Here is a 16716-nt window from a genome sequence, read left to right as displayed (position 1 = left end):
TGGTAGGCTGACGGCCATGGGCCGGTTCTCCGAGGATGAGCTGCATGCGGTTGTCTCCAGGTACGAGGCGACGCGCGCGGCCGCGTTGACCGAGCGGGACGAGCAGCTGCGGGCGTTTCACGCGGCCGGCTGGCGGCCGGTGGATCTGCAGCGCGTCACCGGGTACAGCCGGGAGACGATCCGTCAGGCGCTACGACCGGAAGTCCGGCGGGCGACCAACATCAGCCGGCGCAGGACATCACCCCAGCCGCCGACGGACTACCGGCCCTACGGTGACCGGAAGCCCTACGTCGTGGCCGAAATCCTTACCGCGCTGCACGGCCCGACCGAGGGCACGGTGACGCTTCCGCGTCATCTCGACTGGTCGGGGCACGCCGAGTACGACCTGAACCGGACCGCACGCCTGGCCAGCATGTACAAGGTGGTGCTCACCGAAGCCGGTACGGTCGAGGATCTGAACACCTGGCTCGAAGCCGACCTCCTCCGGCGGCTCTGGCCCACCCTCTGGCTGCCGCCCCAGCTCCGCCAACGCTGGGAAGAAGCCTTTCCCGAACTCGCCGCGACCCGCAGCAACGCGGCATAGCGGTGGACCCCTTCCACGAACGCCTCGCCCGTACCGGGCTCGGCGCGGCCGATCGATACGGCTTCGCTCTGGCCGGCGGTTACGCGGTCCAGGCCGCCGGACTCCTGGAGCGGCCCAGCGAGGACGTCGACCTGTTCACCGCCTGGGACCGCCGCGACGAGTTCACCGCCGCGGTCACCGCCGTCGTGCACGCCTACCGAGACGACGGCCTGACCGTCGAGACCGAGCGGCAGTACGACACCTTCGCCCGGCTGGCCGTCACCGACGGTGTGCGGGTTTCCAAGGTCGAGCTCGGCGTGGACTGGCGTGCCAACGAACCGATCCTCATGGCGATCGGACCAGTGCTCCACCCTGACGACGCGGTCGCCAACAAGATGAGCGCACTCTACGGGCGAGCGTTCGCTCGTGACTTCATCGACATCGATGCCACGCTCCGATCCGGTCGCTACACCCGCGAAGCCCTCCTCGCCCTCGCGCAGCGCGCCGACCGTGGTTTCGACTGCCGCGTCTTCGCCGACGCTCTCGGACAAGCCACCCTGCTCGATCCTCACGACTTCGCTCAGTACGGCGTCGCCGGCCGAGCGCTGGACGATCTCCGTAGCCGATTCGCCGAATGGCGCCGTGAACTGCTCGACGAGGAGGAACCTGCCGAGGATGACTCGGCTCCCGACTCGCGGCAGCGTTAAGCCTGCACACTCAGGACCCACAACGTTCCAGCTGATCTTCGGCAAGCGATCGCAGCAAGGCCTCGAAGCGATCGGCACGCACAGGCAGAAAGCAGAAAGCCGCAGGTCATCGGCCTGCGGACACCGACGGAGCGTCGGGTTAGGAGTCTCCATGTGACTCTGGATGATCTTGGTGGGCAGGGTGGAGCGGCCGGCGGAACCGGGGTCACGTCGGCGGGGAGCGTGCTGGTTCAGGCTGCGGCGCGGATCGCCGGTGCCGGTCGGGTGAAGGTCTTGCGGTCGCGGACGAGGGCCCAGAGAACGTCGACGCGTCGCCGGGCGAGGGCGAGGATGGCTTGCCGGTGGTTTTTGCCTTCGGCGCGTTTTTTCTCGTAGTACGCGCGGGAGGCAGGGCATTCCCTGGCGGCGGTGAACGCGGCCATCCACAGAATGTGTCGCAGCCTCCGGTGGTAGCGGCGGGGCTGGCGATGGTTCCCGGAAACAGTTCCGGAGTCGCGGGAAACCGGTGCCAAGCCGGCGTGGGCGGCCAGTTTGGCGGGGCTGTCGTATTCGGTCATGCCGGCGGTGTGGACGAGCAGTTCGGCGGTGAGCAAGCTGCCCATGCCGGGCAGACTCCCGATGATCGGCGCGAGGGGGTGCTGGTCGAGCTGGTCGGCGATGAGGTCGACGGCGGCGATGCGCTGCTCCAGGGCGAGGATCTCGGTGGCCATCTGCCCGACGACCACGGCGGCGGCGCGTTGGCCGGGCAGGGTGACGGTTTGCTGCCGGGCGGCGGCGACCATCGCCTCGGCAACCTGGACGGCGTTCTTGACGTGCCCGCGGCGGAGCAGGGCGGTGATGCGGTCGACGCCGGCGTGCCGGATCGCGGCCGGGGTCTGCCAGCAGGCGAGGACCATCATCGGGCCCTTCCGGTTCAGGTCAACGGCCCGCTCGAGGGCGGGGCTGATGCCGGTGAGCAGTTCCTGCAACCGGAAGAGGGTGGCGACGCGCTGGCCGACGAGGTCGGCGCGGTAGCCGGTGAGCACGGTGAGTTCGGCGAGGAGCCGGTCGGAGGGTTCCAGGATCGGGATGTCGGGGCGCATGCGGATGGTCTGGGCGATGACCACCGCGTCGCGGGCGTCGGTCTTGTTCTCCCCGGCGAACGCGGCGGCCATGTGGAACGCGACGGTGCCGGAGACGTAGCGGACCTGGACCTGCCGCCGCCACAGCAGGGTCAGCAGCAGCGCGGACAGGCCGGTGGTGACATCCACCGCCCAGCAGACCGGCCGGCCGTGCGTCGACACCTCGGCCATGACGGTGAGCAGGGCGGTCTCGTCGTTGGCGACGCGGCGGGAGTAGACCAGCCGGCCGTCACCGTCGACGGCGGCGACATGGTGGTGGGTTTTGCCGATGTCCACGCCGATCCACAGCTTCGCCACGGTCGCGCTTCCCTTCGTTGATCGGTTCTCTTGGATGGCCCTCGTCTGTGGGTTCGGGTTTGCCGGCACCTTCTAGCGATGCGAACGCGGGTCGCGGGTCTCCATCAGCGGTCTACCGAATCTCGCAGACGACGAAGCGGTGGGTGGCATCTCCTACCGTCAGCCAAGCGATCTCGGCGAAACACACGCAGCCATACCCACCGCCTCCGGGCATCAGGGTCTACGGCCACCAGGGCCGCGCCCGTTCAACCCGGCCCGCCCGCGTGGCGAGAGTGGGTGGCACCTCGAAGCTCAGCCGCAGGCACGGCGGAACACACGTCAGCCATCCCCACTCCCGGCCCCGCGCGGGCACGGATAACCCCAGCCTGCCGCCGTCGCCGGCCGGCACCTCGGACACGATGTGCGAGACAGGCGCCACCCGGAGCCGGCGGTGCAGGGGCCGCAGTGTGAAGGCTCCAGCTTGCCCTGGGGGCAGACGACGGAGCGGCGGCCGGGATTGAAGGGAAGCAGTGGTACGACCGGGTGTCCGACGTCGGGCCGGCCGGCAACCACGTCGGCGCACCAGTTTCCGCCGACCGAGCATTTTGCTGCCCCGCCGGACGGATCGCCCGACTGCGAACGCGCCACCGACTCGGAGCGACCCGTCCCGCGTCGGTCCGCTGGGGGGAAACCACCAGGCGGAGCCGGGTGGTTTCCGGCTTCTGACCGCGGGTGGCGTTGCCTAACGTCGATCTTGTGATCGAACTACGGGAGTTGACCAAAAGCTACGGGGGCCGGGCCGCCGTGGACGGGCTGAGCGTCCGGGTCCAGCCGGGTGTGGTGACCGGTTTCCTCGGCCCGAACGGGTCCGGCAAGTCGACGACGATGCGGATGATCCTGGGTCTGGATGCCCCGGACCACGGCCAGGCCCTGGTCGGCGGCGTCCGGTACGCGGACCTGGACTGGCCGTTGAAGACGGTCGGCGCGCTCCTCGACGCCGGCGCGTTCCATCCCGGCCGCAGCGGCCAGGCTCACCTGACGGCGCTGGCCGCGAGCAATGACATCCCCCGCTGCCGGGTCGAGCAGGTGTTGCGCGTCGTGGGCCTGTCCGACGCGGCGAAGCGGCGCGCCGGTACGTACTCGCTCGGCATGCGTCAGCGGCTCGGCGTCGCGGTGGCGCTGCTCGGCGACCCGGGCGTCCTGCTGCTCGACGAGCCGGTCAACGGGCTGGACCCGGAGGGCATCCGTTGGATCCGGGACCTGCTGCGCGGACTGGCCGCCGAGGGCCGGACGGTGTTCGTGTCCAGCCATCTGATCGCCGAGATGGCGCTGACCGCGGACCGGCTGGTGGTCATCGGCCGGGGCCGGCTGTTGGCCGAGACCACCGTCGCCGAACTGGCGGACCGCCACGACAACCTGGAGGACGCGTTCTTCCGGCTCACCTCGCAGGTCACCGACTACCGCGGAACGGAAGTGTCATGAACGGTTACGGATTCCAGCTGGTGGCCCGGATGGAATGGATCAAGTTGCGCAGTGTCCGGTCGACGTGGTGGCTGGCGGCCGTGACGGTGGTTGCGATGGGCGCGACCGGGGTCGGGGTGGGGGTTGGCTACCGGTCGCACACCCCGGTCGCCACCGCCGCCCAGATCCTGAACAACAGCCTCAGCGGGGCCATCCTGGCCCAACTCCTGCTCGGCGCGCTCGGCGTCCTGATGGTGACCGGCGAGTACGGCACCGGCATGATCCGCTCGACGTTCGCCGCCGTACCGCGACGTCGGACCGTTCTGGCGGCGAAGGCCGCGGTATGCGGTGGCGCGGCTCTCGCCGTCGGCCTGGCCGGGAGCCTCGCCGGCTATCTGGGCGGGCAGCTCGCGATCCGCGGCACCGCCATCCCGGCCGCTTCCCTCGGGGACCCGGCGATCTTGCGCGCGGTCCTGCTGACCGGCGGATATCTGGCCACCACGGCGCTGATCGGGGTAGGTATCGGGGCGGTGGTGCGGCACTCAGGCGCCGCGATCGGCACGCTGTTCGGTCTGATGTTCGTCCCAATGATCGTGGTCGGACTGTTCGGTGAGAACGGCATCGTGGTCGGACGCTTCGTGCCGCTGCTGATGCTGCTCAACTCGGTCGCGGTGGCCTCGCCGATACCCGGGCTGTTCGCCGGGTGGATCAGCGTGCTGCTGATGTGCGGGTACGCGGCAGTGGCGATCGTGTGCGGTGGCATTCTGCTCCGCCTCCGCGACGCGTGACCGACGACAATGGGCCGATGACCGCGCTGCGCGCTCCGTTCACCACACCGGCCCTGCGCCAAGCCGTGTTCTGCGTGGTCGGCGTGGTCAGCGCAGCCGCGGTCCTGGCCGTACCGGCCCTCGTGCCGGCTCTGGGCGTCCTCATCCTCTGGGTGACCGGTGCCATGTCCCGTGAGCCCGTCCCGGCCGTCGCGCCGCTGTTCCTGGTGCTGTTCCCGCTTACCGTCGCGCTCCTGGTCGTGCTGGCCGCCCCGACCGGGCGCGCGATGGGGACCGTGCACCGCCGGCTCGCGAAGCGGCTGCTCGACGCACACGTGGACGCCCCGCCACCCCGGCCCTCGAAGCAGGTCGGCGCGCTGGTCGCCGACGGGCCGGGCTGGCGGGCCGTCGGGTACGGCCTGCTCAAGGTGCCACTGGCTATCCCCCAGGGGTACGGCGTGTTCTGTTACGTGTTCGGTCCGGTCAATCTCAGCTACCCGCTGTGGTGGCCGCTGTTCCGCAACCATCCGCCCGGCACTCAGTTGGGGCCGGTGTGGGCGCTGACGCCGTTCGGCCCCCTCGGTGCGCGGACGTTCGCTGGCACGTTCCTCATCGCCGGGGCCGGGCTCGCCATGCTGCTGGTCGCGCCGTGGTTGATGCGTGCCGGCACGGCGGCGGACGTGGCCGCGATGCGGTGGCTGCTCGGCCCGCGCCGGCTCGCCGAGCGGGTACGCGAACTCCAGGTCAGCCGGGCGCGCGCGATCGACGACGCGGCCACGATGATGCGCCGGCTGGAACGGGACCTGCATGACGGCGCGCAGATCCGGCTGGCCACGCTGGCCATGAACCTCGGCATGGCGACCGAGAAGCTCGGCACCGACGGCCCACCGCCCGACCTCGCGCAGGCCCGCGAACTGGTCACGCTCGCCCACCGCGGTGCGAAGGACGCCCTCGCCGACCTGCGCGACCTCGTGCGCGGGATCCACCCGCCGGTGCTCGACAACGGTCTCGGCGACGCGTTGGCAACGCTTGCCACGAGCAGCGCTGTCCCGGTCGCCGTGACCGTCGAGCTGCCCGAGCGTCCGGCGCCCGCGATCGAGACCATCGCCTACTTCTGCGCCGCCGAGCTGCTCGCGAACGCGGCCAAGCACAGCCGCGCGACCCGCATCAGGCTCGGCGTCATGCCATCCGGCGAGCGCCTGACGCTGACCGTCACCGACGACGGCGCCGGCGGGGCGAACCCGGACGGCCCCGGCCTGACCGGCCTGGCCCGCCGCATCGCGGTCGTGGACGGCCGGATGCGCGTGCACAGCCCGGCCGGGGGCCCGACCCGGGTCGAGATCGAGCTGCCCACACAGGCGTGAACGGAGGCGACGACATGCGGGTGGTGATCGCGGAGGATGCCGCGATGATGCGCGAAGGGCTGGTCCGGCTGCTCACCGACCGCGGTTTCCAGGTGTGCGCTGCGGTGGCCGACGCGGACGCGTTGCGGTCCGCGGTCGCCGCCTTCGTGCCGGACGTGGCCGTGGTCGACATCCGGATGCCGCCGACACACACCGACGAGGGGCTGCGCGCCGCAATCGACATCCGACGCGACCATCCCGAGGTCGGTGTGCTGGTGTTCTCGCAGTACGTGGAGACCCGCTACGCGACCCGCCTGCTCGCTGACCGGCCCACCGGGGTCGGGTACCTGCTCAAGGACCGCGTCGCCGACGTCGCCGACTTCGTGGACGCGCTGACCCGGGTGGCGTCCGGCGGCACCGCGCTGGATCCGGAGGTGGTCGGCCACCTGATGCGGGCCGGGCGGGACACGGCCGGGCTGACGTCTCTGACGCCACGGGAGCGTGAGGTGCTCTCGTTGATGGCCGAGGGCCGGTCCAATGCCGGGATCGCGGCGGCGCTCGTCATCACCCCCGGAGTGGTGGAGAAGCATGTGGCGAACATCTTCGCGAAACTTGGTCTGCCGTCCTCGGACGGCGACAACCGCCGGGTCCTGGCCGTCCTCCGCCACATCGGCGGCTGACCTCACGCGGTGCCGTTTCCGTGCGCGGACGACGGGGCGATCCGCCGTCCGGCCTGTGGGTCGACCCGTGGGTACGGCCGCCGGAGATGCCGCCCCGGATTCCACCGCGCGTACCCGCCGGTCGGCCACCGAGGTGGCTGCCGACCGGCGGAGACTGCTCATACGTCAGGGAATGAAGGTGACGTCGGGCAGACGTGGGGACGGGCCGTCCAGCACGGAACTCTCCCGACCTCGTAGCCACCTGTCGAAGAAGGCGGCGACCAGGGTCTCCTCCGTGCGGACGGCTCGGGTCGGCTCGATGCTGCCGATGGCCTCGGTGACGAAGCTGTCGGGAAGCCCGAGCTGCCGGGCGATCTGCGGGAGCAACGGCACGATGTCCTTGTAGGAGTCCTCGCTCTTCGCGCCGTCGAGACGAAGGTCGACGTGCCAGCCGCTGCTGTTGTCCCACAGCAACCGCCAGGACGGCGTCTGGCGGTGGTCGGTGCCGGGGTCGCCCACGAACATGAACGGTCTGTCCAGGCCGCGCCGCGCCACCGGCCACAGCTGGATGGGATCCGGGATGATCGGCGACTCGATGCTGCCGCCCATGTCGATCGCGGCCCTGATTCGGGAGTCCTCGCTCATGGCCTGGAGGGCGCTCAACCCGCCTGCGGAGACGCCGAACATGCCCGTCCGGTGGAGATCCAGAGCACCGGCGACGCCCCTGGGAAGCGGCCTGCCCTCCGCGTCCGGATTCGTGCCCCGGTCGAGAGCCGCCAGCTGGTCGAGCACGAAGCGGGTGTCCGCGACCCGCGTGTCGAACACCCTGGCCCCCAGTCTCTGGAAGTCGTCGGGCTGCTGCGCCTGCCCGAACAGCTCCGGCAACAGGGTGCCGACGACCCGGCCGCCTGGGAACTCCACCTCGGACGAGTCGTAGGTGTGATCGATGGTCACCACCACGTACCCGCGGCAGGCCAGGTCCTGTACCAGAGTGGTGCCCCAGGTCCGCGGGTCGCCGGCACCGGGTGAGTACAACACCACCGGGAACGGCCGCTCGCGCCGCGCCACCGGCGCACCCCGGTGACCGCTGGTCCGGGTCGCGGCGAAGTCCACCGCGCCCGCCGGTACGCCGTACAGGCTGGCACCGACGCCGTCGGCGCTGCCGAAATGGGCCGCCGCGCCGGCCAGCATGTGGGGCGCCCGCGGGAACCGGCCCACGCCGGTGGCCGGGTACCAGAGGCTGACCATCAGCTCGCGGTGGGCCGGGGTGGCCGTCCACGGGTCGGTACGGGAGCGGTCGACCAGGTGCAGGTCGACCGTACCCACCGGATACGGCCCGGTCGGTGCCGGCAGTGTCAGCCGAGCCGGCCCGTCAGCTCGCGGCTGGGCCTGCGGTGCGACGTTGCGGGAGGCGGACGAGGGTGCCGCGGACGCGACCGTGACACAGCCGACAATCAACGAAGCGAACAGGGCTGTGCGGAATCTCCGTACCATGAGCGACTCCTAAGGAAACCAGGGCCGCGCCTGCAGCTGCCCTTCATCGGCCTCACGCTATGAGCGCCACGTAGTTCGGCAGAAGGCAGCTTTCACCCACATTCGTGCCGGGGATAACCCCCGTAGCCCAGCGACGGGCGAGTTGTTGGGCCCGTGGAGGCGGCGGCGAGGTGGCGGACAAGCAATTCGTGCTGCCTGTTACCCATCGCGGTGGCGCTCCGTTGGTGGCTCGAATGTCCTGCGCTCGACCAGCACAATCGGATCAGAATCAGCAAGATTCGTCACACACATGCAATCGCTTCACGAGTGGACCTGGCACCACATGCGCTGGGTCGCCCTGACCAGCAGATACTCAGCCGCCAATTTCGGCACGAACCAGCGCCAAGCGAAACGCGCAAAGCTGCTGTTACGCAGCATAAAGAACATCTGATGGGTTCGGACAAGGCCGCCTGACTGATCTTTAGCAAGCGACCACAGCAACACCCCGCTGCGACCGGCATACGCAGGCAGAAAACGAAAATCCGCAGGTCATCAGCCTGCGGACATGGGCGGAGCCTCGGGTTAGGAGACCGATGCTCTATCCCCTGAGCTACGAGGGCGCGATGGCCCAGCTTACCTGCCAGCGGATAGCCACGAGTGCCCAGGAGTGCCCACCCGTGCTCACCGCTGGCAGCCGCCGTTGCTCCGACCAGTGGAGCACACACCGAGCATCTGATCATCGCCTGGCAACGCCTGGTACCCACCGCTGCCCGACAATGACCAGAGCTACCCGGGCCTGCCCATGACTCACCGAGCACGTTCCGAGCGCTACCACCGGTTCCGCTCGGTCAGGCGGCGGGGGGCGCGACAGGCTGCCGGCTCGTGCGGCGAGGCGCGTCAACAGCCAGTCACGCCGGCGTCTTAGCCATCGAGCGCGTGTTGGCGCCACTCCTGACTGGGTGGGTCGAACTCCAGACCGTTCTCGTCCAGGGCGTTGTAGACCGTCAGCTGTCCCTCGGTGAAGGTGAAGCCGACAGCGACACTGCCGTCTGCCATCGTGCCGCCGATCCACTCCAGTAGTTCGGCGTGGTCGAGCTGCTGCCCGTGAAGCGCAGCCAGCTCTGGTAGGGGATCGGCACGCCAGGCAAGCGAGAAGCCATCGGAGGTTGGCCAGACAACCGGCTGAGCAAGGTCGATGCTGCTGAAGGTGACAGAGAGGTCGTCGGTCTTCTGGTGGTTGATCTCGACCTGATCGTCGTCGAAGGCGAGGACCACTGGACAGTCGGGGAACCACTCGTCAGCATCGAGGTCCCAGACCAGCCAGACGTGATGCAGGGTCTGACCGGCTAGGGCAGCCAAGCGGCGACCGTGTGCCGCGGCGATGGCACTACGGGCTTGCAAGACGAGGACGGCCCCCTGCACTGGAAGACCCGTGGCCTGGTCGAGTGGGCGCAGGGGCGCCGCTTCGTCTGGGTCGACGACGAGATCTGCCCTGCCGATCGCGTCTGGGTGTCCGCCCATCACCACGGCCCGGCCCTGCTGCATCGGGTCGACCCCCGTCACGGCCTGACCGAACGCGACTTCAATGTCATCCGGGGCTGGCTCGAGCAGGTGTAACGACACAAACCTCACCTGTCGCCGCTGCCTTGATGATCGCGAGTGGGTCAGGGGATGAACCGCACCTCCGGAAAGGCCGGGTTCGGGCCGTTGAGCAGGTGTCCGCGGTGGCGTAGATGCAAGTCGAAGAAGGCGAGCGGATACGCCTGCTGAATCCGTACCGCCCGGGCCGGGTCGAGGGTGCCGATCCAGCCGGCGAGGTCCTCGTCGCTCATTCCGGTGATCGTCGCCAGTTGCGGGATGAGCCACTGGTGGTCGCAGTACGCCGCGTGGGAAGCGCCGTCGGCGTGCACGTTGAGGCGCCATCCGTGCAGGTGCGACCAGAGCGCCTCGACGCTCGGCTCGGCGGCCCGGGTGAACTCCCCGGTCATCAGCATGAAGGGCCGGTCGAGGTCGGTGACCGGCGGTTGCGACTGCATCGGGCCGTCGAAGCTGACGCCGGCCCTGACGCGCTGGTCCTGGTTCATGACGAGGGCGGTCGCGGTCGCGCCCTTCGAATAGCCGAACATGCCGATGCGGCGCAGGTCGAGCGCGGCGCCCAGGCCGGCCGGCAGCGGACGGCGATCGGCGTCGGGGTTGCGGCCGGCGGCGAGGTCCTCGATGCGGTCGAGAATGAACCGGATGTCGTGGGCGTGGTCCCATGGCGTGAACGACAAATCGTCGTCGGGGACGCTGAGTCGGCCGTCGGGGAATTCGCTGTACGCGTCGTACGTGTGATCCACCGTGACCACGACGTAGCCGTGGCTGGCGAGTTCCTGGACCACGATGGTGGCCTCGGAACGGTGACCGCTGGCGCCGTGGGAGAACACGATCACGGGCAGCCAGCGCGGTGTCCGGAGCGCCGGAGCTCCCTCGTGGCCGGCCGTGAGGGGCGCCGCCGCGGTGTCGGCGTCGAACCCGGCAGACTCGAGCAGCGCGCGCATCGGCGCGGCGGGCATCCACAGGGCCAACGGATGACGCCGGGCGGCGGCGTCCCGTGCGGTGGGATACCAGACGCTGGCCATCAGTTCGCGGTGGTGCCCGGGGCCGGCGACCGGATCCGGGCGGGAGCTGTCGACGAGGTGCAGCGACACGGTGCCGACACGGTGCGGCCCGGTGGGTGGGGGCAGCGTAAGCCGGGCCTGGCCGGGCGCGGCCTGCGCCGGGACCGCCCACCCGCGGCCGGCGCCGCCGAGCGGCACGGCGACCCCGGTTGCGAGCGCGGCCGCGAGCAGGTTTCGGCGGGTCAGTGCGGTGTTCATCGGTCCTCCAGGGTGTCGGTGGTCTCGACCCGATTGATGAGCAGCTTCAGCCGCCCGATCTCTTCCGCGAGCGCGGTGCTCCCGGCAGCGGTGAGCGTGATCCAGGTACGGCCGCGCTTGCCGGCGTAGCCCTTCTCCACCTCGACCAGGCCGGCCGCCTCCAGCACGCTCAGGTGCTTGGAGAGGTTGCCGGCGGTCAGTTCCAGTTGGGTGCGCAGGTAGCCGAACTCGACCCGGCGGGCCTCGTGCGCGATGGTGAGGATGCCGAGGCGGACCCGCTGGTGCACCACGTCGTCCAGGCCGGTGACCGGGTGGGCGGACTGCGCGTGCGGGTCCGGGGCCTCGTTCTCGGCGGTCACCGGCGCCGCCGGTCGGCCAGCGCGAAGCCGATCGCGCCCAGCAGCAGCACGGTGCCGTTGATGATCTGCTGCGGTAGGAACGCCGTGCGGAATGCGCCCCAGTGCCAGCCGAAGTCGATCGGCACCAGCGCCACCGTCAGGTAGCCGAGGGTGAACACCAGCAGCCCGAGGTTGCGCTCCAGCCGGGCCAGCACCAGCAGCGCCACCCCGATCGTGCCCCACGGTGCGATCAGTCGGTCCAACACGAGCACCCAGTACGGGAACGGCAACGTGCGCGGGTGGCTCGGGAGGTACAGGCGCACCGCCACCCAGGCGGCGGTGAACAGGACGGTCAGCGTGACGCCGGTGAGCGCGTACGGCAGCACCCGGGCGCCGAGCCCCCGCGCCCGGGCGGCCCGCACGTAGCAGACGGCGATCGCCGCGTACGCCAGCAGCAGCGCCGGCGGCCAGTAGTACAGCACGCCTTGACGCGAGAACTGGCACACGGTGCCGTCGCCCACGCAGTGGAGGACGAGGAAATACCAGTCGAACGGGATCCCCACGAACGTCACCGCGGCCAGCACCAGCAGCGCGAACCAGGTCACCCGCTGGTCGACCCGCACCCGGCGGGCGAGGCCGCGCACCTCCGACAACAGCCGGCGGGGATCGCCGCCGGCGGGTACCGAATCAGTAGTCATGCCGATAGGTTTCCATAGCCAACCTATTTGCGCTAGTCCAACTGCGATGCGTGGAACCTTCCAGGTGCCGTTTCATAACTGGGGTCGAGCCGAGCCGAGGCCCAGGCGTCGGCCGGCGCCGCCAGGCGGCGTCTGGCCCCGGCGATCTCGTTCACTAGACGGGTATGGCCCGTGAAGACTTGAGCAACGCCGGGCGGGCTGTGCTGGAGCGGTTGCTTCCAGGCGCAGTGGCGGGTCCCGCGCCTGGCAATGCCGGTGGCGCGCGAGGAGCGGCGGGCGAGGTCACGCACGTCGGCTGCCCGCCGGTCACCGGTCGGCGGGCGGCGCCGTCTCCGCTTGTTCGACCTGCTGGATGAGTTGCTTGAGGTGGGCGATCTCGTCGCGGAGGGCGGCCTGACCGGCAGTGGTGAGGGTGACCCAGGTGCGCGGGCGCCTGCCCTCGTAGCCCTTCTCGATCTGGATCAGCTCGGCCTTCTCCAGGACGGTCAGGTGCTGGCCGAGGTTGCCGGCGGTCAGCTGCAGGGTGGTCCGTAGGAAGCCGAACTCGACCTGGCGGGCCTGGTGGGCGATGGCCAGGATGCCGAGCCGGACGCGCTGATGGACGACGTCGTCGAGGCCGTTGGTGGGGTGATCGGTCATCACGCCTGAGCCTCGGTGGTCGGCCGGAACAGGGCGAAGACGGCGGCGCCCAGGAGCAGCACCACCGCCGGGACAAGCAGGTACGGCAGAAAGAACCACGGCGACGACGAGTGAATGACCTGGTTGCCCTGCACCATCCCGATCGCCAGGTAGACGAGGGTGTACGCCAGCAGTGCCCAGTGGCGTTCGACCCAGGCGAGCACCAGCAGCGCCAGCCCGATCACCGCCAGGGGACTGGCCAGCCCGTGAATGAGCCACACGGCCGGCCCGGCCTCGATCTGCACCGGGTCGGTGGAGAAGGGGTCAGCGGGCTGGGGAAGGAGCGGGTGGAACGTCAACCAGATCGACACGGCCGTCATCAGGACGGCCAACGCGACGCCGACGACGACGTAGGGGCGGGTGGGGGTGCCCACGCCGCGCCGTCGGGACCGCCTGGTGTAGAAGGCTGCGATCGCCGCGTAGGCGAGCACCAGCGCGACCGTCCAGTACCCGAGTTCCGTCGGGTTTTCCCCCGAGCAGACCGTGTGGTCCGCGCGGGATCGGCAGGTGTCGAACAGGTCGAGGTAGGGGCCGTACCGGTAGACGGGTATCGCGACCAGGGTGATCGCCGCGAAGACCAGCAGCGGGAACCAAGTGCCGCGCTGGGCGACGCGGACCTGGCGCGTCAGGTCACGCACGGCCGCCAGCAGTTCGTGCGGGGCGTCCCCCTGGGGTGCAGATTCGTGTGTCATGAACTTAGCTTTGCATTACAGACCTCTCTGTGCAAGAGATTGACCAGCCGTATGTCGCGGGCCGGGCCGCCGATGCTCCAGCTGGCCGACACCGCCGAACCAAGCCGCGGACAACGCTCGCTCGTTGGACGTGAGTCGAGGGGCGGCTACTCATAGTGACGTCCGGCGCGGTGGAGTCCGATGCGGGTGAGTACGGCCCGGAACTGCGGGTCGAGGTCCGGCAGCAGGATTTTCACGTCGCCGACTGTCGTGGTGCGCATGTGTCCTCAACCTGTGTGGGCGCGGGGTGGGCACGCCACCCCGTGCATCCGATCGTGCTCTCGTGCAGCGGGTTACTTCTTCTTGTTCCAGTTGTCGGCGTGCAGATGAACGGGGCCAAGTAGGTACGGATGAACGTGTCCAGGTCGGCGGTTGGCTTGGCCCCGCCAACTCCGGGGAGCCGCCCGGGTGCCTGGAATCCGGTCGCTGGGTCTGCATTCCGCCCGCTATGGTCCGCCGCATGCGGCTGGAGAGAATCACCCCGGAGAACTACGAGGCGGCGCTTGCACTGTCCGTGCGCACCGATCAGGAGGACCTGGTCGCGCCAGTGGTCAAGTCGCTCGCCGAGGCGTACGTCTTCCCCGACCACGCCTGGCCGAGACTGATCTATGACGGTGACCGGCTGGTCGGCTTTCTGATGGCCTTCATGGGCATCCCGTGGGAGCCCGATCGCAATGCCGGCGACCTACGAGCAGGTTCTCGCCAAGCTCGTGGCCCTGCTGCCCGCCCTGGAACCAACTCGTGCGGACGCCGAGGGTGGGCAGCGGGCGCAGGTCGACGCCCTGGCCAGCGACCTCTACCACGTCGTCGGCAGCGTGCTGCTCAATGTCGGTGACAAAGGCATGGCCTTGGTCGCCGCCGAACGCAGCACCCGTGCCGCTGGGATCAGTCAGGACCCGGTGGCGATGGCTGCAAGCGCCCGGATCATGACCCACGCCCTGATGAGCAACGGCCACAGCACTCAGGCACGGCACCTTGCCCGAAGACGCGGCCAAGACCCTCCGACGCGGCACCGGACTCGCCTCGACCGACGCGGTGGCCGTCTACGGGGCCCTGCTGCTGCGCGGTGCTATCGCCGCCGCCCGCGACGAGAACCGAGACAGCGCACAAGCCATGCTCGATGAGGCCTCCCATGCCGCCGGACGGCCCGGCTACGACGGCAACGACCGGTGGACCGGCTTCGGTGCCACCAACGTCCTGCTGCACCGCGTCAACATCGCGCTGACCCTGGGCGACGCCGGCACTGCCATCGCACTCGCCCGCCAGGTGCCCCTGGACAAGATCGGCCTCGCCGAACGCAAGGCCTCCCTGTTCGTCGATGTGGCCCGCGCCTACACGCAGTGGGGTCGCTACGAGCACGGCCTGAACGCCCTACGCGGCGCCTATCAGGTGGCACCAGAGGAGATCCGGTGCCGGCAAGCGGTTCAACGCATCGCCAGCGATCTTGCGGTCCTCACCCGCGGGCACGTCCGCACCGCCGTCTTCGACTTCGCCCAGCACGCCGGGATCCGCGTGTGACCAGCGGCCACCTGCAAATCGTCATCTGCGCTGCCGGGCCCGCCGCTGACGTGACACAACTGGTCACCACCGCGACGCAGCAATCGTGGACAACGGTCGTCACCGCCACCCCCCGCGCCCTCGACTTCATCGACGCCCAAGCAATCGAGCGGCTAACCGGGCACCCGGTCCAGTCCACCTACCGGTCGTCCCTTGGCACCCGCCGCTCCCTCCCCGCCACGGACGCGCTCATCATCGCCCCCGCCACCTACAACTCCGTCAACAAGATCGCCCTCGGCATCGCCGACAACTACGCGATGACGACGGTCGCCGAGCTGATCGGCCGGCAGGTGCCGACCGTGGTCGTCCCGTTCGTCAACGCCGCGCTGGCCACCCGCGCACCCTTCCAGCGCGCCGTGGCGAATCTCCGCGACGAGCGCGTACGGGTCTTCCTCGGGACCGACGACGGATGGGAGCCGCACCCGCCCGGCAGCGGCAACAGCCGCCAGCGGGCTTTCCCGTGGGCGGCAGCGTTCGAAGCAGCGACCCGGATGGCCGGCGACGTGCCTGCCAGAAGCACCGATCGGGGCTGACCCCACCTAACGTTCGGCGCGGAGGCAGGAGGCAAGATCAGACCCCGAGGTCGGCCAGTCGGCGGTTGTTGGTGTCCCCGGGCAGCCTCCACACCTGATCATTGGGCGAGTGCCGATATGTCATCTGGACCTACCCACCGCCACTCTCCGTCACACATCGTGATCATTGCCGACAGGGAACACTGACTCGATGATGGTCGCGATCCCGGCCACCGGCCTCTGTTCATACATCGTGATTACGTCGCCGGGCACCAGACGTCGCCACCGCTGCGGGCTCAGCGGAGCCAGGCCAGGGCCCCGGAGTAGTCCGCGAATGTCCGGTCGGACCTTGTGGTGGGTGCTCGGATGAGGAGCGAGCACGACACCTATGGATCATGGAGTTGTCTACGCTTCAAGATCCGCAAAGGGTGTCGTGCTCGCTGTGTCATCATCGCTCATGTCCCCGGCGGGTCACGCCGCGGCTGTCTCTACTGGGGTAGGTGCGCTGCCGAGCGGGCCGGAGGGCTTGCTCGATCGGTTGGCCCGGGTTACCGACCCTCGGTGATCACCGCGGATGCCATGCACGCGCAACGCGCCCACGCCGTCTACCTCGTCGAGCAGCGCCACGCCCACTACCTACTCACCGTCAAAGACAACCAGTGCGCCACGAGGCGCTCTGACACATCCCCGCTTCAAGCGGGACAGACTCGAAGGGAGGTCTGCTGGGTCTGATGGCTTACCTGGAGCCGAAAGGCGAAGGGGACAAGAGCATGCCAGGAAACCGGCGGCTGGGTCCAGGTGCCTGGGACAGCGCGTCGGGAGACCCGCGCGGTATGGCGAAGGCTTGATTGCTTGAACCCCAATCTCCAGCGGCAGCACTTGGCAGGTTCAGCCGGTCGTAGCATTTGATCTTGCTGGTTCGGTGGGACAGGATGTTCCGCCGTGCGTGCGTTGTTGACCTTGGCTGATCGTGAA

The 16716-nt window shown here is 69.6% G+C and carries 15 protein-coding genes and 3 pseudogenes; 10 read left to right on the top strand and 8 right to left on the bottom strand.

Features of this window, described 5'->3' with window-relative positions; translation table 11 throughout:
• Positions 1-16: 16 nt before the first annotated feature.
• The gene (locus tag AB0I41_RS25230; protein WP_357112225.1) at positions 17-583 is read left to right on the top strand and encodes a hypothetical protein; all 567 of its coding nucleotides are present in this window, start codon (positions 17-19) and stop codon (positions 581-583) included.
• Between the two features lie 2 nt (positions 584-585).
• Entirely contained in the window at positions 586-1269 is a 684-nt protein-coding gene (locus AB0I41_RS25225; protein ID WP_357112222.1) for a nucleotidyl transferase AbiEii/AbiGii toxin family protein, read from the top strand.
• A gap of 230 nt (positions 1270-1499) precedes the next feature.
• Here the strand turns inward: AB0I41_RS25225 and AB0I41_RS25220 are convergent, their stop codons facing one another.
• Complete coding sequence (locus tag AB0I41_RS25220) at positions 1500-2687, bottom strand: IS110 family transposase (protein WP_357112218.1); 1188 nt, start codon at positions 2685-2687, stop codon at positions 1500-1502.
• Positions 2688-3422: 735 nt separating this feature from the next.
• On the opposite strand from AB0I41_RS25220, the gene AB0I41_RS25215 reads away from it, so the two are divergent.
• From AB0I41_RS25215 to AB0I41_RS25200, 4 genes are read left to right on the top strand one after another with little or no spacing between them, the layout of a single operon-like run.
• On the top strand, positions 3423-4148 hold the full coding sequence (locus tag AB0I41_RS25215; RefSeq protein ID WP_357112215.1) for an ATP-binding cassette domain-containing protein: 726 nt from the start codon (positions 3423-3425) through the stop codon (positions 4146-4148).
• On the top strand, positions 4145-4915 hold the full coding sequence (locus tag AB0I41_RS25210) for an ABC transporter permease (RefSeq protein WP_357112212.1): 771 nt from the start codon (positions 4145-4147) through the stop codon (positions 4913-4915). Before AB0I41_RS25215 ends, AB0I41_RS25210 begins: the two co-directional genes overlap by 4 nt.
• A 17-nt stretch (positions 4916-4932) precedes the next feature.
• Positions 4933-6258 carry a sensor domain-containing protein gene (locus AB0I41_RS25205; RefSeq protein ID WP_357112208.1) on the top strand — a complete coding sequence of 442 codons (1326 nt, stop codon included), beginning with the start codon at positions 4933-4935 and terminating at the stop codon, positions 6256-6258.
• A 14-nt stretch (positions 6259-6272) separates the two neighbouring features.
• Positions 6273-6917, top strand: coding sequence for a response regulator transcription factor (locus AB0I41_RS25200; protein ID WP_357112331.1), 645 nt, complete (start codon positions 6273-6275; stop codon positions 6915-6917).
• A gap of 165 nt (positions 6918-7082) precedes the next feature.
• On the opposite strand, the gene AB0I41_RS25195 is transcribed toward AB0I41_RS25200, so the two are convergent.
• Together AB0I41_RS25195 and AB0I41_RS25190 are read right to left on the bottom strand one after the other, a co-directional pair.
• A complete protein-coding gene (locus AB0I41_RS25195) occupies positions 7083-8390 on the bottom strand; it encodes a hypothetical protein (RefSeq protein ID WP_357112205.1) in 1308 nt (435 codons plus the stop codon).
• A 900-nt stretch (positions 8391-9290) separates the two neighbouring features.
• Positions 9291-9791 (bottom strand): hypothetical protein, encoded by a 501-nt coding sequence (locus tag AB0I41_RS25190; RefSeq protein ID WP_357112202.1) that lies wholly within the window; start codon positions 9789-9791, stop codon positions 9291-9293.
• Here AB0I41_RS25190 and AB0I41_RS25185 point away from each other — a divergent pair.
• Positions 9786-9986 (top strand): annotated as a pseudogene (locus AB0I41_RS25185) (hypothetical protein); the annotation flags it as partial. The gene AB0I41_RS25190 and the pseudogene AB0I41_RS25185 overlap by 6 nt on opposite strands.
• Positions 9987-10033: 47 nt before the next feature.
• Here the strand turns inward: AB0I41_RS25185 and AB0I41_RS25180 are convergent.
• From AB0I41_RS25180 to AB0I41_RS25160, 5 genes are all read right to left on the bottom strand, one after another.
• Positions 10034-11227 (bottom strand): dienelactone hydrolase family protein, encoded by a 1194-nt coding sequence (locus AB0I41_RS25180; protein ID WP_357112199.1) that lies wholly within the window; start codon positions 11225-11227, stop codon positions 10034-10036.
• Positions 11224-11586: a transcriptional regulator gene (locus AB0I41_RS25175; RefSeq protein ID WP_357112195.1), complete on the bottom strand. Its 363-nt coding sequence runs from the start codon at positions 11584-11586 to the stop codon at positions 11224-11226. The genes AB0I41_RS25180 and AB0I41_RS25175 overlap by 4 nt, the downstream gene beginning before the upstream one ends.
• Positions 11583-12263: a hypothetical protein gene (locus AB0I41_RS25170; protein ID WP_357112193.1), complete on the bottom strand. Its 681-nt coding sequence runs from the start codon at positions 12261-12263 to the stop codon at positions 11583-11585. The genes AB0I41_RS25175 and AB0I41_RS25170 overlap by 4 nt, the downstream gene beginning before the upstream one ends.
• Before the next feature lie 306 nt (positions 12264-12569).
• A complete protein-coding gene (locus AB0I41_RS25165) occupies positions 12570-12902 on the bottom strand; it encodes a transcriptional regulator (RefSeq protein WP_357112190.1) in 333 nt (110 codons plus the stop codon).
• The gene (locus tag AB0I41_RS25160) at positions 12902-13633 is read right to left on the bottom strand and encodes a hypothetical protein (RefSeq protein ID WP_357112188.1); all 732 of its coding nucleotides are present in this window, start codon (positions 13631-13633) and stop codon (positions 12902-12904) included. Before AB0I41_RS25160 ends, AB0I41_RS25165 begins: the two co-directional genes overlap by 1 nt.
• Positions 13634-14132: 499 nt before the next feature.
• On the opposite strand from AB0I41_RS25160, the pseudogene AB0I41_RS25155 reads away from it, so the two are divergent.
• The 3 genes and pseudogenes from AB0I41_RS25155 to AB0I41_RS25145 form a co-directional block, all read left to right on the top strand.
• A pseudogene (locus AB0I41_RS25155) lies at positions 14133-14369 on the top strand (GNAT family N-acetyltransferase); the annotation flags it as partial.
• A pseudogene (locus AB0I41_RS25150) lies at positions 14359-15190 on the top strand (hypothetical protein); the annotation flags it as partial. The pseudogenes AB0I41_RS25155 and AB0I41_RS25150, both read left to right, overlap by 11 nt.
• Positions 15187-15762, top strand: coding sequence for a flavoprotein (locus AB0I41_RS25145; protein ID WP_357112185.1), 576 nt, complete (start codon positions 15187-15189; stop codon positions 15760-15762). The pseudogene AB0I41_RS25150 and the gene AB0I41_RS25145, both read left to right, overlap by 4 nt.
• Positions 15763-16716 lie beyond the last annotated feature (954 nt).

Origin of the sequence: Micromonospora sp. NPDC050200, from assembly GCF_040656135.1 — a bacterium.
GTDB lineage: Bacteria > Actinomycetota > Actinomycetes > Mycobacteriales > Micromonosporaceae > Micromonospora.
This window is presented reverse-complemented; position numbering and strand designations above follow the sequence as displayed.

What these genes read in the sequence shown, in the direction of transcription:
- AB0I41_RS25230 (WP_357112225.1), top strand. Translation starts at nt 17, where the DNA reads ATGGGCCGGTTCTCCGAGGATGAGCTGCATGCGGTTGTCTCCAGGTAC.
- AB0I41_RS25210 (WP_357112212.1), top strand. Translation starts at nt 4,145, where the DNA reads ATGAACGGTTACGGATTCCAGCTGGTGGCCCGGATGGAATGGATCAAG.
- AB0I41_RS25205 (WP_357112208.1), top strand. Translation starts at nt 4,933, where the DNA reads ATGACCGCGCTGCGCGCTCCGTTCACCACACCGGCCCTGCGCCAAGCC.
- AB0I41_RS25200 (WP_357112331.1), top strand. Translation starts at nt 6,273, where the DNA reads ATGCGGGTGGTGATCGCGGAGGATGCCGCGATGATGCGCGAAGGGCTG.
- AB0I41_RS25195 (WP_357112205.1), bottom strand. Translation starts at nt 8,390, where the DNA reads ATGGTACGGAGATTCCGCACAGCCCTGTTCGCTTCGTTGATTGTCGGC.
- AB0I41_RS25180 (WP_357112199.1), bottom strand. Translation starts at nt 11,227, where the DNA reads ATGAACACCGCACTGACCCGCCGAAACCTGCTCGCGGCCGCGCTCGCA.
- AB0I41_RS25170 (WP_357112193.1), bottom strand. Translation starts at nt 12,263, where the DNA reads ATGACTACTGATTCGGTACCCGCCGGCGGCGATCCCCGCCGGCTGTTG.
- AB0I41_RS25165 (WP_357112190.1), bottom strand. Translation starts at nt 12,902, where the DNA reads ATGACCGATCACCCCACCAACGGCCTCGACGACGTCGTCCATCAGCGC.
- AB0I41_RS25160 (WP_357112188.1), bottom strand. Translation starts at nt 13,633, where the DNA reads ATGACACACGAATCTGCACCCCAGGGGGACGCCCCGCACGAACTGCTG.